The following is a 20,144-nucleotide window of genomic DNA, read 5'->3' on the forward strand; positions in this document are numbered from 1 at the left end:
CAGCGAAGGGTGATCACTGATCAGAGCTTTCCCAAGGTCACTTCAATCAATAAATTGACGTCAACAGCAGTGAATTCGTCCAGCTCTTCAGCAACAATGCCTTTGCCGTCGATTTTAGTAATTTGCGCAATCATGGCAAACAAATAATCCGCGCCGCCAGCTTGCGCTCGACGAGCCAATTTAATGTGTTTGCCCATGGGTTCAATTTGCTTGGCACGCTTACCGGATGGCAATAAAAAACCGCCATCATCGGCGGTTTTCTGATTCACTTGCTCGGTCACTTGATCGGTTGCTTGCTCGGTTTTTTCAGTCATTTAAAGCCCCAGATTGTTACGAAACTCCGGCTTAACGTCCTTGCCGGCGATTTTAAAAATATTGTTGATCAGATCGATTTCGATCACATCAACCCCTGCGCACACTTGCTTTAAATACATCACTGAAAATTCAGTTGGGTATTCACTGGCGTCTTGCGGTTTATGTTCGCCCAAGGGGAATTTTTTGCAAGTGCCGGTTAGGAACGTCACCAAGGATTGCTCTTCAAATACCCCTTCAACGGCATTCCAGCTTTCAACGCTGGAACGCACTTGCAACGCCACCGCTTTATACGGATTGGCATATTGCAAAAACGTATCGCGGTAAAAAGCATTCCACTTGATTTCGGCAGACAGCTTATCGATACCACCGGGCAATTCCAGCGTGCCAATCATGCCGAGGCCTTTGCGCTCATTCATCTTCATGGCAATTTCTGGCAGTTTGCATTCCGACGCTTGACCGACGCAGTTATTACCACCGACGTAGACGTTGGCATTGGTTACTTGTTTCACTTGCACGATGCGCTACTCCTATTTCACGCTGGCAGCGTATTCGCTGGTCAGCTCAGATTCAAACGTACCGCGCTCAAACGGCGGTGGCGGCATCAATTTGTAGTTAAACGTCAAATGCCCATTGGCAAATTCAGTCTCTGGATTGCGCGCCACGTCATACCAGCACTTTCCCCCCAACAACGCCCCATCACCGATCAGCTTATTGATGAGTTGATTGATCGAATTCACCACGGCATCGACCAACGCCTGATTTTGCAAGCGATCGATATATTGCAAAGTGAAGTAGCGAATCGATTCATCAATAATGTCTTGGGTCCGCGTCACACTAATAAACGTACTCAAACCGGATTCACTCGGGAAATTCGCGTTGCGATTGCCCCACAAGCGATAACCGGTACCGAATGAATTAAACACCGTCACGATGCCAACTTCATTCAGTGCGTTGACTTCGGATTGTGGATCGTCGATTTTTGCAGTGAGATTGCGCTCAAGGCCGACAATGCCGTTAATCTCGGTATTGCTCGGGCTCCACCAATAGCCTTTTTCAACGTCTTTTGCCGCCATCACACCAGCAGCGCGTGCTGATAGCGGCTGCAATACCACCGTATCGGTAACGCTGTCATAAACCTTCACATGCGGATAGCACAGCATGGCCGCATCATTGGAGGTATTAAAATTACTATTGGCAACAGGGCCACGGCTACTAATGACCTGCGCGACAGTTAAACCCAGCGGCGCATCAATCAAGGCTTTGCCACCCAATTTATCCGCCGCAGCGATCAGCTCGGTCGCCACAGTGGCCAATGTGGAATAGCCGGTGGCAATTAAAATCTTCGGCGCAAAACCAAACAGCTGATAACAATCGGCCAGTGCTTTTAAACCTAAGCGGCGGCCTTGCGCATCGATCGTGCCATTGATTTCGGCAGCGGTGATTTTGCTTGGATCGGCATAGGTGTAAGCCAGTTTTAAACTGGCATTAGCAGGCATCGTTGACGCTGGCGTGCGCTGGCAACGCCCAGTTAACAAGTCAACGGTGTAATCGGTACCTACGGCATACGTTGGCGTGCCACCCGAGCCCGTCACCACCAAGCTGCTGACCACAGGAAATACCGTTTTAAATTGCCCGCTAGCATTAACGGTCGAATTTTCAGTCGCAATGGTGGTTTTATGAATCGCCGGATCCAGCACATTCACTACCACTACGGTGGCATCGCCTTGATCGTAAATGGCATCCAGCGCATCAGCACAACTAAAGCCAGCTAAATCAGGGCCAAATGCGGCTAAATCTTTATCACTTAACAATAAAGTTGGCGTATTCACCGGCCCCATCGGCGCGGTACAAATCAAGCCAATCACTGCCGATTTCACAATATTCACCGCGCGCGGACTACGATCAACGCGCTGGGTTTCAACCCCGTGCAAATAATTAGCCGCCATGATTTACCCCTTTGCCGGTTTTAACCGGTGCTTTGCTTGCCTCATCGGCACTATTTTCAGGCTCTTCGACGATGGTTAAATGCCCTAAGCCTGCGAGCATTTGCACTCGCTCATGCTCAACCGGCAATTGCACCGTCATGCCATTGATCAAGACCAGCTCTTGGCCTTCTGCCAAATGCAAGCCGGTAATTGGCCCTTGGTAGCGATAGTTCGCTGTTTTCATGGTTTCTCCACGGTAATTTGATGCCCATCATCCCGCGCAAACGTCATTTTTTTCAGCGCAGGAGCGGTATCGGGAACGGGGGTTTCGGTTAAATAAATCGGTACCGAAAAAGTCAGGGAGTAAATAAATAAAGCATCTTCAAAATCGGGCGGACTGTCATCGACATGCGTAAATGGCTTAATCGCAAAACGCGGTTTAAAGCCAACAATGGCTTGCTTGACCATATCAATTAACGCCAATGACACACCCGATTGAGGCCGCCAGCGTAGCAATAACACCCAAGTGGTTTGTTGCTCTTGCCGAATCAAATCCAGCGCCATGCCATGCTTACTAGATGCCCCGCCAGCATAAGCGACCAACACCTCGGGGCGTTTTAATGGCCGCGTCGGCGACAAAACGGCATCTTGACTACTGACCACGTCAACGCTAGACCCCAGCTGCGCTTTCAATCGCTCGATTAATGCTTTTTCGATTTCATAGAGCATGGCGGCCTCAATCTTGCGCGGCGGATAACTTGGCTTGATAAATTGAGCCATCACCGACCGCTTTAACTTGCCGAACGGCATACAGGCCATGCGGTTTGCCATCGACAGAGATCGAGAGCTCTTCGTAATGCCCCGCATCCACGCCGGCTTTTAAGCCAGCAAAGGCATCATTTGGATAGGTCACAACAAAATCGGCATCCGGAATCGATAAATCAAAGCCATCGCCATGCGCATCGAGATGAAAATCACGCGTTGCCGATTCAAACAACACCGCGTGATTGAGTGGGCTACCGCCCGAAAACGGTAGCCACTCAGCTTCAGCACCAAAAGCTTCGGCTAATTCATCCAGTGCGGCAGCTTGCTCTGCCGCCCAGCTCATTGCTCGTTACCGCCACCGCCGGTTTTGTCTAGGCTTTGATCTTCGCCCTGATTTTCAACCGGCTTTTCAGACGGCTTGCTGGCTTTTTCTGCCAACTGAAGCTCAAGCAATTGCTTGGCATCAGCGGCGGCGGCATCAACGATATCGCCCGGCGCATACGCACCGTTTTTATCGGTAAAGCTGCAATTCAATTTGATCCACATGGCTTTCCCCTTACAGTACCGAGGCCGACAAACTGGCGTTAACACGATATGGCACAATCAGCGGTGCTGATTGCATCAGTAACCAGCGCACCGACGGGTCTTTTTCTAGCCACGATTTAGAGAAATACGGCAAAGCTTGATAGCCAGATTCTTCATCACGAATTGCGCCAAAAGCCCGATAGCCTTCAAGGCCCGCTGATGAGCTCATCACCACCGAACCGGTTGGGAACATCGCTTTTTCAGTATCATCCATCGGATCCACAAACCATTCGGCGTAGGTATAAATCTCAAAGCCGTCGATTGCGCCCATATATTTACCGCCTTCACCCGCTGCGGCTGGCGTGAGCGTCGCAATATTGCTATTGAGGCTATTCCAGCGCTCTTTTACTGCCGCATTGTTGCGGAATACTTTCCATGCATCAGGATCGAGCACGACCTTATCTGGGTATGCGCCTGATTTTTGCAGCACCAATAAAGCCCAGGCTTGCAAATCATCGAGCGGATTCACCCCGCCATCCGTCCATTTAGTGCCAGCACCTTTCACGACGCGCAGCGCGGGGTCGCGCTGGAAATCCACCAGTGCGGCTGGATAGTTATCGCCAACAATGGTGACCTTGCCGTACAGCAGTACTTCTTTTGCCATCCATTCCAGACGGCGATTCACCATCTTGATTTGATCGGCCAAAGACGTGCGCAAATTGATTTGAATGCGCTGTTCTGGCGTGTAATTGCCGCCAATGGTTTCGCCTAGTGCGCGACGTAGCGGTGCCGACGGATCAAAGCGGCGTTTATCTTTGATGTAGGCCGGTTTTAAGCTGTTCACGACGCGGCCATTATCCCCAACGACTTTACCGGCCACCAATGGCGACACAAACGGCGCCATACGGCGGCGACCACCTTCAACTTCAAAATGAATTTCTTCAGTCGTTTCACGCTGCTCGAACGGGAAAAACGTGCTCAACAAAAAATTACTTGGTAGCGGCAATGCAGCAACAACGTGGCCGAGGACGGCGGTGTTAAAAATATCCATGAACCCAACCCCTTAAAGAATGAAAATGCTTTTAGCGCGCAGACCATCGAAAATCGATGCCACGCTATGCCCGACACCCAACGTCAACGCGCTGGCATTGAAATCACCGCGCAAATAAATCAGCGCTTCTTTATCACCACCGCTGGCATCAACGTCTTGCTGCAAGATGGCATCCGGCACTTGTGAGCCATCCGAAGAGGCGCTGGCCGACAGCATAAATTTGCCGCTGGCGGTGATCTTGCCGATCACGGCACCACGCTTTAAGTTTTGCCCCGATGCAATGGTGCGCTTCACCACCACGACATCGTCTTCTGATCCCGCCATCAGATTGTCTGGCGTAAAAACGCCTTCAGTTTTGTTTTGTGCAAACATCGCTTACACCCCCGCAGTTAAAATTTGTTTGGCCATCGCTTCAGCCGTCGTTGCGGCAGACGCATCACCACCATCGGCCCCGACGGCTGGATTACCCAGCTCAGCCATAGCCGCAGCAAAATCAGGCTTGCCCGAATTGGCCGCAGGGGTCGCTGGCGTAACGGCAGCTGCTGGAGCCACTTCAAGTAAACCCGCTACGGCATCGGCAGGCATATCGGTGGTCATGGCTAACTTACGCGCCAATGCTTCGCGCCCTTGGGCTTGCGGCAAATCTAAAATGGCCGAAATGCGGGTACGTTCTGCCGATTTGGCGCTGGCCGCAGCGGCTTGCTCAGCGCTCGCCAATTGCGCCGCTGTAATGGTGTTTTCTGCTTGTGACATCGAGTTTCCCTTCAGGTTAAAAACAACAGATTGCGGTTTGGCCGCATCGGAGAGCATTTGCACCGTGTCTTCAATCGACGCGATGCCGTCTGCAAAACGGCCTGCCACTGCATCATCTGCATTGAGCAAACCTGCTTGCGTGTCGATCACGGCGTGTCGATCAAGCGAGCGACCTTGTGCCACGTGATCAACAAACATGCCGTACAGCCGTGTGACTTCGCGCTGAATATCTGAGCGCGTAGCATCATCCAGCGGTGAATGACTATTGCCAGCGGCTTTTTTATCGCCAGCAAAAATCGGCGTATAGCTAAGGCCTTGCGCTTTATCGCGCTGACTTTGATCAACGTGCATCGCAATTACACCGACTGAGCCGACCATCGCCGTACTCGGCATGTAGATTTTTTGCGTCGCGCTGGCAATGGCATAGGCGGCGGAAAAAGCCCCTTCATTGGCGTAAGTCCAAATGGGCTTTTGCTCACCCATGGCTTTAAGCCGAGTCGTTAAAGTGAACATGCCAGCGACACTGCCACCGGGGCTATCGACCTCGAGCAACACGGCTTTGACATCGCGATCGCGCATCGCCGAATCGACCAAGGCGGCGACTCGGTCATAGCTGGTCATGCCACAGAGCGCATCCATCCAACCACCGCGTTGTAGCAATGGCCCCATGACAGGAATAATGGCAACGCCATTCCCTGCGATCACATAGGGTTTACGCTCGCTCGTTGGCCCCGCACTGGGGGTAAAACTGTCGGCCATCGCTTTGCTGGGCAAACCACCCGACAAGGCCATATTCATTGCCATGTGCAGCTCTTCGGCTTTATCCAAAGTCAGCATCAGCGGCGTGTTATAAAGCTGGCCGATTAAATGCGGCAGCGTTTTCATACGGCATACCGCGCTAAATTTCGCTGCATTTGGCGAACACGCCGCGTCATTTCACGAAAGCCACAACCCGACGGGGCCCAGTGCCGCCGTGGTTTTGATCGAGCCCGAGCCGCACTAAAAAAATCAAAGAAATTTACAAATAGGGTGGATAACAAAAAAGACATATCAAACTCCCATAAAAAAACCCGCCATCTAGGCGGGTTAAAAATGAAGGGGTATTTACTTGGGCACTCCAGTGCTACTGCCTCCGGTCAATACACCCCCATGGGTATGCTGCTGTAAACTAATCGAACCGGCTTTCACATCACCGCTGGCCTGAACTGAACCACCGAATGTGGCATTACCACCTGCACCACCAGAACTCAATGCACCGGTGATTGTCGTCATTGGCGCATCCAGCGTAATTGCTGGCGCTTTTAAGGTAATCGACTCAGCGGCAATAATTTCTACTTTGCCACCGGCATCAATGCTGACGTCGCCAATGGCTTTTAAGGTGTATTTGCCATTGCTGCGGTCGTATTCAATCTTGCCGCCGTCTTCAAACTCGCGCACTACCTTATTCACGTCACTGGTCGGTGGCGCATTGGCATCGGTATAAACGCAACCGATTACCACGCCAAATTCCATATTCACATCCATCAAGCAGGCGACTGGCTCGCCCAATTTGGGCAAGTCAAAGTGCCGATCACCGATGCTGCGAGCAAAAATCACCTGCAGCGGCGCACTAACCATACCGTCCAAATCAGCAAACAACACCCTAACACGCGGCGATTCAACAGCACTGACACTGCCAAACTTCAATTGCCCTGCTTGTTCAGACATCGGCGGCCTCCTCAATCGCGCCAGGCACTGCTTCTTTTTCGGTCGCCGTGCTATCGAGGGCAATTGGAATTTCTGGGTGCATTGGATCTGGCAAGCCCAGCTCAGCGCGTTTGGCTTTTTCTCGGGCTTGCTGCTCGAGTACTTCTTCCCAATCGCTACCTTGTTCGGCGCATTCGGCTTCTAAGGTGGAAATGCCCGATTTCAATCGGACATCAGCGGCTTGAATTTCTTTCAGCGGATCCACCCAACCACGCCCAGGTCCAATCCATTTGCTGCGGGTATATGCGGCACGTTGCTGATAAAAATCAGCACCATCGACCTTGCCAGTATTAATGGCCTCTTCAAGCCACAATTCATAAACCACTTGCGCCCAATAATCGGCCAGTTTTTCACGCCGCGAGCGGAAATATCGCCACGCCTCAAGCAAGGCCGCACGCGCTGACGAATAATTGGTTTTGGAGAAGTCTTTCAGCAGCAGCTCATACGGCAAACCCATACTGGCGGCGATTTGCCGCATCACCGCTACGGTGAAGGCTTCAAATTGTGCCGCCGGCCGCGCTGGCATAAATGGCGCCATCTTTTCGCCCGGATACAACGGGATAATGCTGCCGCTTTTGAGTTTGGCGCGGCTTTGATTGCGCTTGGCCATCACATCATTGACGCCATCACTACCGCCAAACATTTCTAGCAGGCCTTCGGAATCCATCGGCGTTTCAATGAAAGCGGCCATCATGGCGTTGATGACCGCTGCATCAAGCTCCGCACCGTTGTATTTATCCAGCTGGCGAAACTGTTGCAATACCGAAGAAATTAGCGGCTTGCCACGCGCTTGGCCAGCGCGATCTTTATCAAATAAATGAATGACTCGAGGTCGCCCCCAGTTGGTTCTGGCCGGAATACGCTCCCATTCACCGGCTACCGAACCGGCGATCCCGACATAATCACCGGGATGCGTTTTACGGATCCAATAGGCTTGCGGTGCACCGTAGGTATCAAACTCAATACCGCCACGCAATGTGGCCGAATCAGGCTGACCGTTTGGATTGCACAATCGATCGGCTTCAATCAATTGGAAAGTGGTGGTAAATCGGGTACCGGGGCGCTTTAACCACAGCGGCAATGCAATGGCATCACCATTGAGTAATTGCGAGCGAAACATCAACTCGGTGAGTCCGGCAAAATTCAGCGATAAACCCGCATCGCAAAACGTCGATTTTGTCCATTCGCGCCATAGAGTTTCAACATTGCGTTGCCAAGCCAACGCCCAAGCAGCGTCTTTACCCAGCGTTTTCCAATCGGGCAAAGCCGACAAACGCAGGCCAATCCCCACCACGTTATCAACTAAGGTTTGTACGCCAGAGGCGGCAATGCCGTTGTTGCGGCTAATATCGCGAGAGCGGGCGACCAAAGTACCTAGTTCAGGTAACAAATCGGCATCGGCGCTGCCAGCCATTGGCATCCATGACGCCATTTGCGGTGTCGTCATCGAGGCACCGGTATGGCTGCTGGCATTCATTCGCAATTGTTGTGACAGCGAGCTGTGTTTGCTACCGGTTTGCATGGCTTATCCTAAAAGTATTGCTGCATCACGCGTCGACCTGTGCCACCACTGGCAACGGCAATTTCGCCTTTCAACGTGCTGATATAGCGATCAAGTTTGTCGATATCGGCGCGGGAATAGGTGATTTCCGTACCTGCGCGGTTAATTCGCTCACGCAGCGAACCCGTGATTAATTTATGCCGCGCGTTTTCTGCTTCGACTAAGCGTTGCCGCAAGGTGCTTATATCAGTCATCAAAGTCATCCATCATGGAAACCGATTGCAAGGGTATAAACTCAGCAACGGGTTTGGTTTTTGTTTCAAAAAGCGGCGTTTGGCGCAATTGATTTTCGAGCTTGGCCCAATCTGCTTCAGACTTTAAATGCAGTTTGAGCGCACGTGCGCCGTGCAAGCAGTAGACCTCGCAATCGAGCGCTTCATTGCGTTTGCCTGCTTGCTTTTGCCACACCAATTCAGCGGAGTAATGCCCGCCGTTTTTTCGTTTAGGGATTTTTCGTTCAGAAAGTAATTGTTCGCAGTAGTCTTCGCGAACGTGTTTGGTGAAATGAAAGCGCCCTGGTCCATGGCCTTCGAGTGACAGCCGACCGTGCGAGCCAATCAGTATGTCTTTGGCCTTGCTGGTACCGACGATAAATACCCGCAAACCATATTTTGATGCTTTGGTATTTCGGTAATCGGTATCGATGCTGATTCTGGGTTTGCTAAATATTTCTAACCCAGCCGAGACCCCGCCTTTGACCGCCATCACCAGCACATCAGGGCGGCGTTTATTGGTTCGTACCCAGTCATACACCACATCGGATGTATTACCGTCCGAGCTATCAATGCCCACAGCGGAAATATTCAGATAAAAGTCATCAATATGCCGAATCGGCGCAAACAGCATGGCTTCTAATTTTTGCCACACCGTAACCCGAGGGTTGCCATCATCATCGGTGGGGCGAACATCGAGCGGATTGCCTTGAATTTCAGTCCACTGCACTAGCCAGCTTTCTTCTCCACGACCCCATGCCCGAATCACGACAGCCAATCGATCATGCTGCACATCGACCCCGGCAGTCAGTACCAAACCACCGCGTGCCACCGTCATCGGCGGATAATCCAAGCCGCGCTCTTTGAGGGTATCGGGCTTTTCACTACCGTCTTTGAATTCCCAAGAGAGCCCCAAGGTCGCGTTAAAAAACACGATCATTTCTGAGGCGTCACCGGCTTTGAGCTTTTTATTGGCTTTGATGAATTTCTCAACCAGTACTTCAAAGCGGCTATTGTGCATTTGGCTGTACAACTCATTCAGCGCCAAACCCACCGTCCCCCGAAATGGTGCCGTTTCGACGGGTTTACCAGCCCGAATCGCGGCGTTTTTCTGTACGTCATTCCAGTGTGAGCCGCAATGCTGGCAAACATAATGTGCCGTTGCTGGTTTATGCTGGCCTAGATGTTCGTCATTGAGCTCAGGGTCTTTGCGCCATTGGATTTGCTCCCACACTAGCGGCTGAAATTCATCGCAATCTGGGCAAGGCACATACCAATAACACTGATTGCTGTGAGCATATTCATCTTCAATACTGCTGATGCCTTTAATCGATGGCGTGCCACCGATGAGCATTTTCATATCGCGAAACGATTTGCCGCGCTCCTCGAGCAATTTGATTGCATCGCCTTGGCCACGCAGATTCAAATTGCAATCGTCTGGCTCTTCGACAAATAAATAACGCGCTGAGGTTGATTTCACGTCCGCGATCGAATTACTACCAACAAACTTTACAAAGCCACCGACAAAGTTTTTAAACAGCTGCTTATTGTCTTTAGTGCGGCTCTTGGTGGGAATAATCTCCGATAATTCAGGCGTACCCTCGATCATCGGCTCGAATTTTTCAGCGTTAAACGATTGTGCTGCACCCTCTTTGGGAAACATCACAATCGCAGTGCCTTTGCGGATATGAATCAACCAGCCCAACACATTCAAGATGGCCGCTTGCGTCCAGCCGACCTGGGCTGATTTAACGCAAACGATTCGATTCACATCGCGCCGCATCATTTGCTCAAGCAGCCATTCCAGATACGGATTCACATAAAACGAAAAACGGCCAACAATGGCCGATTCTTTTGCGCTCATGCGTCGATATTGCTTGCCCCATTCTGCTGGGCTGATTCGAGGTGGCGGTCTAACGATCTTCTTCAATAATGTGGAGATTAAAGCCTTCGCCGTATTCTTGGGCAACGTGGGTACAGTATTCATAGTCACCTAATGCCTGCCGAATCTCGGCGATCATGTCTTCAAGTGCGGCATGTTTAGCATCCAAACTCTCCGCAGTTTCAAAGATTTGTGCATATTTATCTGGTAGGCCCGTCAATAAGGCCACCGCGTCAGAAAAGAATTGCGACAGTGCTGGCTCAATATCCGCCACCGTCACCAGTTGCCTGGCTTCGATTTCCATTTGTCGCTCAATCTGGTCACCGCGCAAGCGATCAAGACGATCTTTTGCTGATTCCGATGAGCCAGTCAGCGCTTTAGCGATTCGCCAGCTCAAAACTTGGGCGGTGTCATATTGGTTGGACGTGCCACGGCCTTTTGAAAGCACCATCGGCATGCCAGCACGCTGCCACTCTGTTAGCGTCCTTTCAGACACCCCGACGATTTGCGCCAGTTCATTTTTATTTACGATTTTTCCCATGATCTGCCGGTAGGCCATACCGGCCATTTTTATGGTTTATAAGTGCATGTTTAATAAGACTTTTTTTGCATCAAATAGGAAGGAAGGCTATAGACAACCCGCAGCTAGAGAACGCGCGGGGTTGCCAATGACCCATGCTGGCGGAAGGCTGGGAAGGACCCGCTGTTTTCTGATCGAAAGCCAGAAAACCCCAGATTTCCACACATTTTCCTGATAACGACCAAGAGTTCGCGCTCACCGCGCCGAGGCGACGGCAGCAGCGAGCGCTTTCTTGAACTCATCAATGAAAATTTCCTGAGCATCGCGGTCAATCCCTTGCGGCATGCTATAGCGTGGTGTGTACTTCGCCTCATCGCGAAACGAGAACACCTGCACGATTCGAGGCCGATTGCCTTTGTTAATACGCCGCCAGATACCTGCACCACCATCGTAACCAACTGGCTTACCCACAAACAAACGATCTGCCTCGGCCGCCGCGAACTGCTTCACCTTGCCATTCTTACTTCTGAACTGCTGTAACTGATTACGACGCGGACCAGTAAAGCCAGCCTGCGATGCCAACTCAGCCCGAATTCGCTTAATGAAATTATTCGTTGCATTGCCGTACTGATTACGCCGAGTGCTTTTACCAGGCATCAGCAACGCCGTCTTACGTGGGCCGCGTGCGCCACCTTGAATCTGATAGCGCATGTACTCAGCCTGCTTTGGCAGCCAGCCCACAGTCGCAATCAAATTACGTTTACGCGATGGGTTTACCGCAATACCACGCTGAGTGAATGGCGTTGGGCTTTGAATATCCGCCCCTAACTGCTTCAGCATTCGCTTTTGCACTTGCTTAGCCGTTCTATTCAACGCTTGGCTTGCTGCAAACGGCACCTGCTTTGTTTCCAAAGCATTCAGCGTACGCATAATCCGCTGTAAATCTGATTGAAACGACTTTTGCATAGCGAGCGCCCAACAAAAAACCCGCTACATGAGCGGGTTTGGTTTCACTGGGCGCAACAAAGCACCCGTAATGGGGTGCATTCACGCCGAAGCGGTAGTAGATTGTTAAGCGACATCTTCCTGATTTCTTTACTTGGCGTCAAGCCCCAGTAATTAAAATAATTCTGAAACGCCTTAACAGCCTGTCGAACATGCTCAGCATAATCTCGCAACGGCAAACGCTCTTTACGGCACACTACCGCTGGATTCAGCTTCTGTAAATAATGCGCGTTCAGCAAACGAGAAAACATCGCCAGCTCAGGCCGTCTCAACATCACCGATAAAACCGCATCGACCCGCATTGCCGCTTGCTCATCAACTCGATTACTCGGTCGATCAGCAGGCCCTAAAATCGCCCGTTCCTCTGGGCTCATATATTGAGCATAGCCCGAAGACTTAGCCCGACCATCAAACCCCATAAAATACCGAGCCCAATTTTCCAATGCTGAGCCCGCTTCATCCAAAGATTTTAATTCAACCACGTTCGCCTCCGTGATACCCGCTTGGAGGACTCCTTAGCCAGATCAATGCCCAGCTTTATATATATCTCGATTTTAAACTAAAAAAGCACCGCCAATTCATTTGGGGCAGGGTTAACAGGCCTTGGGGCATAGTTTCAAATCAACCCTGACCCATGCCAAAGCCTTACGTTTACTAGCTTTAACCTTTATTTGGTCAGATTGACAGGGTTTAAATAGAAGTTACCGTGTATATATTTTTTACCGCCAATAAAACTAAATAAAGGTAAGGAGTAAAAGCAACTATACGCGCACACGGAAACCACAGCGCCAACCCTGCCAAAAACGCAAAAACGGCGCGAAGCCGCGCCGTTCCTTGGTTTGTCGTGGGTCAGGGTTAGTTAAAAACTATGCCACAAACCCTGTCCACTCTGCCCCACATTAAATGAAATCACCCTTGATTCTATCTTCAAATCGTTCACACTCAGCGGTCAACCAGCTCGACAAACTCACCCCCTCCGGAGGCGCGCCCACAATAAAGACCATTGCCTTTTTGCGATCATACCCACCATGCAAATGCTCGCGTGATTTATTCAATCGAGACGACATTAGCATCGAAAACTTAGTCAGCGTCAGCTTACACGATCCAGACTCATCCACCAACCACTTCTTATACGCCACAAATAAATCCTTAGTGCGGCAAGAGCAATACGGCACCCATAATTCATCATTCACCCACTGGCGATAAAACACCTGCCATTGCGGCAAACCAAAGCCAATCAATCGCTCTTTGGCATCGGTCATCACCGGCTTAGAACGCTCATTAAAGCCTTCATCAATTTTATAACGCAGCAAAAAACCATAAAATGCAGCAACAGCGCCACGCTCAATCGCCGATTTAATTACCTCTTGATTCTGTAACGTCAGCAATGTTTTTGGCTCAATCACCATAAAGCGCCGATCATCCAACTCTAAATGCAGCGGCTGCACCTCATTACTTAAAAAAACCAAGTTGGCATAATTAGCCTCTTCGCGCTCAGGCATGTTTTTTTCATTGATACGCACGGTGCGGCCCGTGACTAAATGCTTAATCGTACCAATATGACTGTACTTCTCAGCCCGACCCACCACCTCTTCAGCCAAAACAAATAAACGCCGTGATTGCCAAGCAGTAAACTGACTATCTAATTGATGCTGACCAATCGTCGTACCGTACTCACCGTAAATTTTCTTAATCACCCCCTCAAAAAACAGTGACTTACCAGTCCCTTGCTTTTCACCAAACATCAGCACCGATGTATCCATTTTGCTACCCAGCTGCTGCAAGGGCAAAGCCAGCCATTGCATTAGCCAATGAAACACTTTCTGATCAAAGTTACACAAGTGCATCACCAAGCCAATAATCGGATCAGCCAAATCTTCATCAAAAACAGGCTTTAGCGGTACACCTGCAAATAAATTAACATGCGTATCTAAATCAACCAGCTGCTTAGGATCAAACACCAAATTTTCGGCATTAATCATTTTTCGACATAAATTCTCTTGCCAAAACTTAACCGAATCACCACCGTAAGCGGCACGCAACGCTGACAAACTCAGCACCATTCGATTTTCAGCATCCCACACAGTCTCAGTGCCATACAGCAAGGTATAACGCGCCAGCAACATCGCGCTGGTACTCATCGTCGCCTCATCAACGGCCTTACCGCGTTTAATCTTTGGCAAATCACTTTGGCGCATCGTGCGCTTATCAACTCGCGCCTCCCATTCAGACGCCAAACCCCGACCGACCAAGGCCGCATACGCAGGCCACTTCATGACCATTTGCTCGACCGAATCCCAAACCCGTCGCTCACCAATAATCAATGAAAATCGCGCCAATAAACCAGCCAGCGTAAATCCGTCCTCCCCCGCCCCCCGTTGGCCGCAGCAGGCGCGGCGAAAGCGGTATCAGGCAGAGGTGCGGAGATGGCAGGCACCACATCATCAACAGCCACAACAGCAGGCGGTACAACAGGCGCTTGCAAACTCACGATCGCGGCATCAATCTGCTGCGTTACCAGCGCAATTCCTTCAGCCACATGCAAATCATTAAAATCAGTCAGTTTAGGCAATGATTCATCGGTATCAATAGCACGGCGTTGCACAGCAAAGTTTGGCAGCACATACCCTGCATTATTGACTTCAAGCGCAGCCGCAGTCGCTTTCTTCATGCCGGTATAGTTATCATCACCTTTCTTGGTAGGCAGATAGTCATCATCAGCCAAAAACAGCATCGGGCTCGCTGGATACTTGGCGCGTAAAATGCGCGCCACATGCGGCAAATTGCCACTATTGAGCGCCACAAACACCGGATGCAGATAATCCACGGCCTCACGCCCCGTTGCCGCTGTTGCATAGCCCTCAGCAATCAAAATCAGATCACCATCCAGCGGCTCATCACCCAAGCGGCATGCCGCGCCAACCACATCCATGCCTTTATTAAAAATCTTGTCATTGCCATCGGCCAACGGCGTCGGGGATATTTTTTGCGAACCCACAATCTCACCACGGCCATAATGAATCAGCGGCAAAATAATCCAACCCGCATTTGAGCCCTGCATAAATCGCACCGACTCAGGCTTTTTAACCAGCTTGCGCGCCAAATACGCCGACTCACCACTGCGACTGGCGGCATGCAATTGCGCTTTAGCACGATTTGCGGCATCAGTACGCAGCTTCTTTTGCTTGGCTTGATAGTCTTGCTCTTTCTTGGCCCACTCAGCTTGAGCCGCTTGGCGCTCCTCGGGCGATATTGCCTCAAAGCCCTCATGCTCAACTTTCCAAAATTCGTCTTTATAGCCAAAATAGCCAGACACCCACACCTTGCCTGATTTTGGCGATACATATTCATTTAAGCGGTACCAGGCTTTTTTCTTGGGGCCATAGACATTTTTATGCCCATCAGCTTTTAAATCAGTGCTGCCAATATCTGGCATGCCCCGATCACGAAATTGATTCAACACACCATCGATTAATGCACCCATTACTTCCCCGCTTATGCTTTAAACTGGCAGCTCAAGGAGCACACCATGACACTCGAACAACTGACAGAGCAATTCACGCAGCTACAACAACGCCACCAATTGCTAGAAAAATCATTTAACCTGCAACAGCAAATGCTCGAACAACAGCAGCAACAATACGCACAACAAATCGGCAACTTCATTGGCCTGCAATCGATGACCGTCGCGCTGGTGCGTTGCCTACCGGATCAACAACTATTTATTGCAACGCTCAAACTCGAAACTGAAGACACCATTGCGACCTTGCTTGCTGAATCCACACTGCCGCAAAACACGCTGAATCAATACCAAACGTTTATCGAAAACGCCGTCACTGAAATCAACACCCAACCGTCAGCGCCAATCTGAACGCCGCGCCAACAAAAATTTAGCCACCCCTGCACGCCGCCGCGCAATTTTGATTCGACGATCTTGCTGCTGATTCAAACGCAAACGTTGCTGCTCGACGCGTTTAAACTCAGCGCTTAATTCAGCGGCAGGGCCAAATTGGGCAACAACCAGTTGGGCTAATAAACTCATCGTTCCGTCCTTTTTAACTGACCAGCCAGTGCCAAACGCACTAACCGTTGAATCCGTCTGGCTTTCATCGCCCGATAGGCAGGATCAGCGCGCCGTACCGCTTGGCGCTCTTGCCATTCAGACTCTAATCGCTGCCGCCGTTGCGCTGCTGCTTCACGGCCAGCCACAATGTCAAACGTCGGGTCTTTGTACATATTGGCCATTAGCCTGTTCCAACAAATGTTTCAAACCAGAAACCAGCGCCGCCACAGCGGCCTTCTTCTCTTTACTGGGCGTTCGTCGAATGCCCCACGCCTGCCTCACCAACTTTTGCTGCTGAAACGGGCGCGGTGGCATTACTCAGCCATCCCATCAAGCAACGCCACCAACTCATGCAGCGCAGCAATATTGCGATAAACATGCTCACGCACTTGCTGCACTTCAATTTTTTCCACCTTGTTATCAGCCAGTGTTTCGTCGACGGCCTGCCCAACATGACCACCCAAGCGCCACAAGCGCGTCACGGTTTCCAACACCGTCACATCGCAAGCAAACTCGCCATCATTGAGCATCGGCACACACACCATGCCGTGATTGATCGCCAGCGCATGCAAGATTGATTTATCGCCAGTCAAGCCGATCAAGCTATCCGCCTCAGCCAGCGTCAAATGGTGGGTGCGGGTGGAAGGATTCAATTTATTGCGCAATACCTGCGCCCCAACCCGCATTCGTGGCGCTAAGGATTCAACGCCACCCGGGTAATTGTGCGCAGCGTGATAGGCTGCATCTTCAACACTGGTGATCTGCATCACGTTTTTTTCCATTGATCAACAAACGTTTTTAAAACTAGCCACACGGTCTAAAGTCCACCCTGCAGCATCAATAAAAAAGCCAGGCAAAAGCACTGGCAAAACCAGCGTTCAAGCGGATGCAACGCCAGAGGAGGAAACTTTTGGTGGCACCGCTTTCCCATTGCGAATCAGCTCATCTACTTGATAAGCACGCAGCGGCGGCAAATTTTCGCCCCATTGCGACACCGCACATGGCGTCACGTGCAAGGCTTCAGCCAAGGCTTTGACCGTGCCCCCGAATAATTCAAGCGCGTATTGTTTTTTCATCAAACTTCAGCTCACTTAATTTTACTGGCCTTAATTTATCACGCTTAATTTATTAAAACAAGCACAATAAATTAATTATGCTTTAGGATACTTAAATGAACTTAAGCACCCGACTCAAACAAGCCTTGTCCGCTTCCAGCCTGAAACAAAAAGATTTGGCGAAACGCATCGGCGTCACGCCCAGCGCAATCACGCAATGGAAAACGGGCAATATCAAGCAGCTCGAAGCCAGCAATTTGCTGAATATCGCGCGCGAGCTAGGTATCAACCCAGAATGGTTAGCAACGGGGAAAGGTGAGATGAGCAGCGAGAAACATGCACTGACCGTAATTCAAACCAGCGCTTTAGATATTGAGAACGAAAACATAGCCAATTCGCACGTATTCATTCCAGAGCTGAAAGTCGCCCCAGTGCAAGGCACCGCCATTTGGGACACGAACCCCGCCCACCAACAGGCGTTTGACGCTGAATGGGCGATGAAAATACACTTGAATCCAACGCATTGCGCTTGGCTCAGCAGCCCAGACCGCGCCATGGAGCCCCGCATTCAAGAAGGCGACTGCATGGTCGTGGATTACCATGACACCCAACCGCAATCGAACAAGGTCTATGTGTTAGCCACCAATGGTGAGCTTGCTGTGCGCCGTATTCATGTGGAATTGAATAAATCCCTGAGCATCCGCGCCGATAGCAGCGACAAAAAGAGCTATCCCGACAAAGAGGTCGCGGCGGATCAAGTCCACCTAGTACAGATCATTGGTCGCGTCATTGCGGTGAGTGGCGGGATTTAAGTTAAACTAAACAATACGGAGGGCCTGAAATGAGCAGCATTACTTTTGATACGCTGAAATTTGCCAACCGCCTTGAAAAAGCAGGCATGCCACGTGAGCAAGCCGCCGCAGAGGCCGAAGCGCTGCAAGATGCACTAGGTGAAATTCAATCTAGCCTACAGGGCACACAAGCCAGCAAATACGACCTGAAAGAGCTGGAGCTAAAACTAGAAGCCAAGATTGAATCGGCAAAATTTGACCTACTCAAATGGATAGTCGGATTATTGCTAGCACAAACTGGCATCATTGCCGCCTTAGTCAAACTGCTGTAAAAGCAACAACACCCCTCTAACCGCCATTTGGCGGTTTTTTTTCGGCCTAAAATTAATTTAAATAAATTTATCTTGCGCAATTAAGTTAATCAAGCTAAATTTATAGCATCTTAAATTAATTACTACGCCAAATGACCCAACTCAAGCTCAGCATCAACCCCGAACTCACCATGTCTAGCTTGGAAATGGTGGACTTTATCAACGCCAGCCGCAAAGAAAGCGAAGCCGAACTACGCCACGATCACTTCATGGCGAAAGTACCCAAAGTTTTGGGCGAAGAAGCTGCCCCAAATTTTCGGGGCAGCTATCAGGGCAAAGACAAAACCGAACGCCCTTGCTATCACTTCCCCAAGCGCGAAGCCTGCTTGATGGCCATGTCGTACAGCTACGATTTGCAAGCCAAAGTCTTCGACCGCATGACTGAGTTAGAAGCAAAAGTCACGCTCGCCAGCCCAGCACCGAGCAGCAAGCCTTTGCTGCTATCGCCAAGTAAAGAATTCCGCGAATTATTTGGCATCGCTCGCCTAATTGGCCTCGATAAACCCGCAGCCGCCATCAGCGCCAATCAAGCCACGCTGAAAAAGACGGGCGTCAACTTGCTTGCCGAGCTGGGGCACGAGCAATTCGAATCCCCCAATAACACGCAATTCTTCACACCCACCGAATTAGGCAAGCGCATTAATGTATCAGGCCGCCAATTCAATCTGTTGCTAGCAGAAGCCGGATTGCAAGCCAAAAAGGGCGAAGACTGGAGCACGCTCCCCGCCGCAGAAGGGTTTTGCCGCGTACTCGACACCGGCAAGCGCCACGGCGATGGCGCAATGATTCAGCAAATCAAATGGGCGGAAAACGTCATCGCCCTACTCAAAACCAACGAAGCCGAAATCTAGGAGCATGTAATGAGCCAAACCATCCCTTACGACAACGTCGCTGACGACTACGCCGAAATCGCTGCTTTAGTCGCAGCCGGCTGGCGCGTCACCACCAACGGCGAAGTCTTTATCGCCACCAAACCCCAGTAAACCCAAGGAGCAGCACCATGCGTCCAGCAACAGATACCCTGCGCGATATCGCCGGCGGTGAACTCGTCGAAGACCTCGGCGAAGCACTACGCGAACTCAATAACGCCATTTCATTAGTAGACAGCAAAAAAGGCGGCAGCGTGACACTTAAAGTCACCGTCAAACCTGCAGGGCGGCAATCTGGCGCGCTAAACGTCAGTTATGACATCAAGACCAGCAAGCCTAGCCTGCCGCGCCGTGAATCGATCATGTTCGGCACCCCTGAAGGCGACATGCTAGCGACAGACCCAACGCAGCGTCAGCTTGATCTACGCGACATCAATGCCACTAGCCCAACTACGGTTCGGGATCTTAGTGCCACAACCCAAACCACCGTTAAACAAGTCGCTTAAACCAAGGATGCATCATGGCTATAGAAGTGAATTCCGAAAATCTCAAAGCGCAAATTGAACAAATGGTTCCAGACATTAATTCCTTTTGCGTCTCCACGGAAATCAATATCGGTGAGATTGATGGCGCTGTAATTACCCTAGTGGTGCAGAGACCGTCCGAACTAGATGAATACGACGGAATTCGCCCTGAGTTTGAGTGCGTTCGTAAAATTTAACCCTAAGGAAACAT

General features: G+C 50.6%; 30 protein-coding genes. 7 read left to right on the forward strand and 23 right to left on the reverse strand.

What is annotated here, in order from left to right:
• Positions 1-20: 20 nt before the first annotated feature.
• From K4H25_RS11900 to K4H25_RS11990, 19 genes are all read right to left on the reverse strand, one after another.
• Positions 21-314: a hypothetical protein gene (locus K4H25_RS11900; RefSeq protein ID WP_221020710.1), complete on the reverse strand. Its 294-nt coding sequence runs from the start codon at positions 312-314 to the stop codon at positions 21-23.
• Complete coding sequence (locus K4H25_RS11905; RefSeq protein ID WP_221020711.1) at positions 315-830, reverse strand: phage major tail tube protein; 516 nt, start codon at positions 828-830, stop codon at positions 315-317.
• A 12-nt stretch (positions 831-842) separates the two neighbouring features.
• The gene (locus tag K4H25_RS11910) at positions 843-2,261 is read right to left on the reverse strand and encodes a phage tail sheath subtilisin-like domain-containing protein (RefSeq protein WP_221020712.1); all 1,419 of its coding nucleotides are present in this window, start codon (positions 2,259-2,261) and stop codon (positions 843-845) included.
• On the reverse strand, positions 2,251-2,484 hold the full coding sequence (locus tag K4H25_RS11915; protein ID WP_221020713.1) for a hypothetical protein: 234 nt from the start codon (positions 2,482-2,484) through the stop codon (positions 2,251-2,253). The genes K4H25_RS11910 and K4H25_RS11915 overlap by 11 nt, the downstream gene beginning before the upstream one ends.
• Positions 2,481-3,020, reverse strand: coding sequence for a Gp37 family protein (locus K4H25_RS11920; RefSeq protein WP_221020714.1), 540 nt, complete (start codon positions 3,018-3,020; stop codon positions 2,481-2,483). The genes K4H25_RS11915 and K4H25_RS11920 overlap by 4 nt, the downstream gene beginning before the upstream one ends.
• A complete protein-coding gene (locus K4H25_RS11925) occupies positions 2,977-3,348 on the reverse strand; it encodes a hypothetical protein (RefSeq protein WP_221020715.1) in 372 nt (123 codons plus the stop codon). Before K4H25_RS11925 ends, K4H25_RS11920 begins: the two co-directional genes overlap by 44 nt.
• A complete protein-coding gene (locus tag K4H25_RS11930) occupies positions 3,345-3,551 on the reverse strand; it encodes a hypothetical protein (RefSeq protein ID WP_221020716.1) in 207 nt (68 codons plus the stop codon). The genes K4H25_RS11925 and K4H25_RS11930 overlap by 4 nt, the downstream gene beginning before the upstream one ends.
• A gap of 10 nt (positions 3,552-3,561) precedes the next feature.
• Positions 3,562-4,581, reverse strand: coding sequence for a major capsid protein (locus K4H25_RS11935; protein ID WP_221020717.1), 1,020 nt, complete (start codon positions 4,579-4,581; stop codon positions 3,562-3,564).
• Between the two features lie 12 nt (positions 4,582-4,593).
• A complete protein-coding gene (locus K4H25_RS11940) occupies positions 4,594-4,953 on the reverse strand; it encodes a head decoration protein (protein ID WP_221020718.1) in 360 nt (119 codons plus the stop codon).
• Between the two features lie 3 nt (positions 4,954-4,956).
• Positions 4,957-6,219: a S49 family peptidase gene (locus K4H25_RS11945; protein WP_221020719.1), complete on the reverse strand. Its 1,263-nt coding sequence runs from the start codon at positions 6,217-6,219 to the stop codon at positions 4,957-4,959.
• A gap of 219 nt (positions 6,220-6,438) precedes the next feature.
• Entirely contained in the window at positions 6,439-7,041 is a 603-nt protein-coding gene (locus K4H25_RS11950) for a phage baseplate assembly protein V (protein WP_221020720.1), read from the reverse strand.
• Positions 7,034-8,602 (reverse strand): phage portal protein, encoded by a 1,569-nt coding sequence (locus tag K4H25_RS11955; RefSeq protein ID WP_221020721.1) that lies wholly within the window; start codon positions 8,600-8,602, stop codon positions 7,034-7,036. Before K4H25_RS11955 ends, K4H25_RS11950 begins: the two co-directional genes overlap by 8 nt.
• Positions 8,603-8,610: 8 nt before the next feature.
• Positions 8,611-8,835 carry a gpW family head-tail joining protein gene (gene gpW / locus K4H25_RS11960; RefSeq protein ID WP_221020722.1) on the reverse strand — a complete coding sequence of 75 codons (225 nt, stop codon included), beginning with the start codon at positions 8,833-8,835 and terminating at the stop codon, positions 8,611-8,613.
• Complete coding sequence (locus K4H25_RS11965) at positions 8,828-10,717, reverse strand: phage terminase large subunit family protein (RefSeq protein WP_255587589.1); 1,890 nt, start codon at positions 10,715-10,717, stop codon at positions 8,828-8,830. Before K4H25_RS11965 ends, gpW begins: the two co-directional genes overlap by 8 nt.
• 49 nt (positions 10,718-10,766) lie before the next feature.
• Complete coding sequence (locus tag K4H25_RS11970) at positions 10,767-11,276, reverse strand: DUF1441 family protein (protein WP_221020724.1); 510 nt, start codon at positions 11,274-11,276, stop codon at positions 10,767-10,769.
• 234 nt (positions 11,277-11,510) lie between these two features.
• Positions 11,511-12,221, reverse strand: coding sequence for a hypothetical protein (locus tag K4H25_RS11975; RefSeq protein WP_221020725.1), 711 nt, complete (start codon positions 12,219-12,221; stop codon positions 11,511-11,513).
• 44 nt (positions 12,222-12,265) lie between these two features.
• Complete coding sequence (locus K4H25_RS11980) at positions 12,266-12,742, reverse strand: hypothetical protein (RefSeq protein ID WP_221020726.1); 477 nt, start codon at positions 12,740-12,742, stop codon at positions 12,266-12,268.
• Between the two features lie 417 nt (positions 12,743-13,159).
• Positions 13,160-14,599 (reverse strand): primase-helicase family protein, encoded by a 1,440-nt coding sequence (locus tag K4H25_RS11985; RefSeq protein ID WP_221020727.1) that lies wholly within the window; start codon positions 14,597-14,599, stop codon positions 13,160-13,162.
• Positions 14,581-15,744 (reverse strand): primase/helicase family protein, encoded by a 1,164-nt coding sequence (locus tag K4H25_RS11990; RefSeq protein WP_221020728.1) that lies wholly within the window; start codon positions 15,742-15,744, stop codon positions 14,581-14,583. The genes K4H25_RS11985 and K4H25_RS11990 overlap by 19 nt, the downstream gene beginning before the upstream one ends.
• A gap of 45 nt (positions 15,745-15,789) precedes the next feature.
• On the opposite strand from K4H25_RS11990, the gene K4H25_RS11995 reads away from it, so the two are divergent.
• Positions 15,790-16,131, forward strand: a complete 342-nt coding sequence (locus tag K4H25_RS11995) for a hypothetical protein (RefSeq protein ID WP_221020729.1) — start codon at positions 15,790-15,792, stop codon at positions 16,129-16,131.
• Here K4H25_RS11995 and K4H25_RS12000 read toward each other — a convergent pair.
• From K4H25_RS12000 to K4H25_RS12015, 4 genes are all read right to left on the reverse strand, one after another.
• The gene (locus K4H25_RS12000; protein WP_221020730.1) at positions 16,117-16,302 is read right to left on the reverse strand and encodes a hypothetical protein; all 186 of its coding nucleotides are present in this window, start codon (positions 16,300-16,302) and stop codon (positions 16,117-16,119) included. The genes K4H25_RS11995 and K4H25_RS12000 overlap by 15 nt on opposite strands.
• Positions 16,299-16,505, reverse strand: a complete 207-nt coding sequence (locus K4H25_RS12005; RefSeq protein ID WP_221020731.1) for a hypothetical protein — start codon at positions 16,503-16,505, stop codon at positions 16,299-16,301. Before K4H25_RS12005 ends, K4H25_RS12000 begins: the two co-directional genes overlap by 4 nt.
• Positions 16,506-16,637: 132 nt before the next feature.
• Positions 16,638-17,090, reverse strand: coding sequence for a phage regulatory CII family protein (locus K4H25_RS12010; RefSeq protein WP_221020732.1), 453 nt, complete (start codon positions 17,088-17,090; stop codon positions 16,638-16,640).
• Positions 17,091-17,201: 111 nt separating this feature from the next.
• Positions 17,202-17,399, reverse strand: a complete 198-nt coding sequence (locus tag K4H25_RS12015) for a Cro/CI family transcriptional regulator (RefSeq protein ID WP_221020733.1) — start codon at positions 17,397-17,399, stop codon at positions 17,202-17,204.
• A gap of 95 nt (positions 17,400-17,494) precedes the next feature.
• On the opposite strand from K4H25_RS12015, the gene K4H25_RS12020 reads away from it, so the two are divergent.
• The 6 genes from K4H25_RS12020 (at position 17,495) to K4H25_RS12040 (ending at position 20,130) form a co-directional block, all read left to right on the forward strand.
• A complete protein-coding gene (locus K4H25_RS12020; protein WP_221020734.1) occupies positions 17,495-18,190 on the forward strand; it encodes a helix-turn-helix domain-containing protein in 696 nt (231 codons plus the stop codon).
• Positions 18,191-18,219: 29 nt separating this feature from the next.
• Complete coding sequence (locus tag K4H25_RS12025) at positions 18,220-18,501, forward strand: CCDC90 family protein (protein ID WP_221020735.1); 282 nt, start codon at positions 18,220-18,222, stop codon at positions 18,499-18,501.
• Positions 18,502-18,632: 131 nt separating this feature from the next.
• Entirely contained in the window at positions 18,633-19,391 is a 759-nt protein-coding gene (locus tag K4H25_RS12030; protein ID WP_221020736.1) for a hypothetical protein, read from the forward strand.
• A 9-nt stretch (positions 19,392-19,400) separates the two neighbouring features.
• On the forward strand, positions 19,401-19,523 hold the full coding sequence (locus K4H25_RS16960) for a hypothetical protein (RefSeq protein ID WP_255587593.1): 123 nt from the start codon (positions 19,401-19,403) through the stop codon (positions 19,521-19,523).
• Between the two features lie 17 nt (positions 19,524-19,540).
• Positions 19,541-19,915: a hypothetical protein gene (locus tag K4H25_RS12035; protein WP_221020737.1), complete on the forward strand. Its 375-nt coding sequence runs from the start codon at positions 19,541-19,543 to the stop codon at positions 19,913-19,915.
• 14 nt (positions 19,916-19,929) lie between these two features.
• Positions 19,930-20,130 carry a hypothetical protein gene (locus K4H25_RS12040; protein ID WP_221020738.1) on the forward strand — a complete coding sequence of 67 codons (201 nt, stop codon included), beginning with the start codon at positions 19,930-19,932 and terminating at the stop codon, positions 20,128-20,130.
• The last annotated feature ends 14 nt before the right edge of the window (positions 20,131-20,144 follow it).

This window comes from Deefgea piscis (assembly GCF_019665785.1).
Lineage (GTDB): Bacteria > Pseudomonadota > Gammaproteobacteria > Burkholderiales > Chitinibacteraceae > Deefgea.

Coding starts and splice junctions, on each gene's coding strand:
- gpW (WP_221020722.1), bottom strand. CDS start 8,835: ATGACTGATATAAGCACCTTGCGGCAACGCTTAGTCGAAGCAGAAAAC.
- K4H25_RS11955 (WP_221020721.1), bottom strand. CDS start 8,602: ATGCAAACCGGTAGCAAACACAGCTCGCTGTCACAACAATTGCGAATG.
- K4H25_RS11990 (WP_221020728.1), bottom strand. CDS start 15,744: ATGGGTGCATTAATCGATGGTGTGTTGAATCAATTTCGTGATCGGGGC.
- K4H25_RS11995 (WP_221020729.1), top strand. CDS start 15,790: ATGACACTCGAACAACTGACAGAGCAATTCACGCAGCTACAACAACGC.
- K4H25_RS11910 (WP_221020712.1), bottom strand. CDS start 2,261: ATGGCGGCTAATTATTTGCACGGGGTTGAAACCCAGCGCGTTGATCGT.
- K4H25_RS12020 (WP_221020734.1), top strand. CDS start 17,495: ATGAACTTAAGCACCCGACTCAAACAAGCCTTGTCCGCTTCCAGCCTG.
- K4H25_RS12025 (WP_221020735.1), top strand. CDS start 18,220: ATGAGCAGCATTACTTTTGATACGCTGAAATTTGCCAACCGCCTTGAA.
- K4H25_RS11900 (WP_221020710.1), bottom strand. CDS start 314: ATGACTGAAAAAACCGAGCAAGCAACCGATCAAGTGACCGAGCAAGTG.
- K4H25_RS11945 (WP_221020719.1), bottom strand. CDS start 6,219: ATGAAAACGCTGCCGCATTTAATCGGCCAGCTTTATAACACGCCGCTG.
- K4H25_RS11940 (WP_221020718.1), bottom strand. CDS start 4,953: ATGTTTGCACAAAACAAAACTGAAGGCGTTTTTACGCCAGACAATCTG.
- K4H25_RS12000 (WP_221020730.1), bottom strand. CDS start 16,302: ATGAGTTTATTAGCCCAACTGGTTGTTGCCCAATTTGGCCCTGCCGCT.
- K4H25_RS12015 (WP_221020733.1), bottom strand. CDS start 17,399: ATGAAAAAACAATACGCGCTTGAATTATTCGGGGGCACGGTCAAAGCC.
- K4H25_RS12030 (WP_221020736.1), top strand. CDS start 18,633: ATGACCCAACTCAAGCTCAGCATCAACCCCGAACTCACCATGTCTAGC.
- K4H25_RS12010 (WP_221020732.1), bottom strand. CDS start 17,090: ATGCAGATCACCAGTGTTGAAGATGCAGCCTATCACGCTGCGCACAAT.
- K4H25_RS11930 (WP_221020716.1), bottom strand. CDS start 3,551: ATGTGGATCAAATTGAATTGCAGCTTTACCGATAAAAACGGTGCGTAT.
- K4H25_RS11965 (WP_255587589.1), bottom strand. CDS start 10,717: ATGAGCGCAAAAGAATCGGCCATTGTTGGCCGTTTTTCGTTTTATGTG.
- K4H25_RS11970 (WP_221020724.1), bottom strand. CDS start 11,276: ATGGGAAAAATCGTAAATAAAAATGAACTGGCGCAAATCGTCGGGGTG.
- K4H25_RS12005 (WP_221020731.1), bottom strand. CDS start 16,505: ATGGCCAATATGTACAAAGACCCGACGTTTGACATTGTGGCTGGCCGT.
- K4H25_RS11915 (WP_221020713.1), bottom strand. CDS start 2,484: ATGAAAACAGCGAACTATCGCTACCAAGGGCCAATTACCGGCTTGCAT.
- K4H25_RS12035 (WP_221020737.1), top strand. CDS start 19,541: ATGCGTCCAGCAACAGATACCCTGCGCGATATCGCCGGCGGTGAACTC.
- K4H25_RS11950 (WP_221020720.1), bottom strand. CDS start 7,041: ATGTCTGAACAAGCAGGGCAATTGAAGTTTGGCAGTGTCAGTGCTGTT.
- K4H25_RS16960 (WP_255587593.1), top strand. CDS start 19,401: ATGAGCCAAACCATCCCTTACGACAACGTCGCTGACGACTACGCCGAA.
- K4H25_RS11920 (WP_221020714.1), bottom strand. CDS start 3,020: ATGGCTCAATTTATCAAGCCAAGTTATCCGCCGCGCAAGATTGAGGCC.
- K4H25_RS11925 (WP_221020715.1), bottom strand. CDS start 3,348: ATGAGCTGGGCGGCAGAGCAAGCTGCCGCACTGGATGAATTAGCCGAA.
- K4H25_RS11935 (WP_221020717.1), bottom strand. CDS start 4,581: ATGGATATTTTTAACACCGCCGTCCTCGGCCACGTTGTTGCTGCATTG.
- K4H25_RS11975 (WP_221020725.1), bottom strand. CDS start 12,221: ATGCAAAAGTCGTTTCAATCAGATTTACAGCGGATTATGCGTACGCTG.
- K4H25_RS12040 (WP_221020738.1), top strand. CDS start 19,930: ATGGCTATAGAAGTGAATTCCGAAAATCTCAAAGCGCAAATTGAACAA.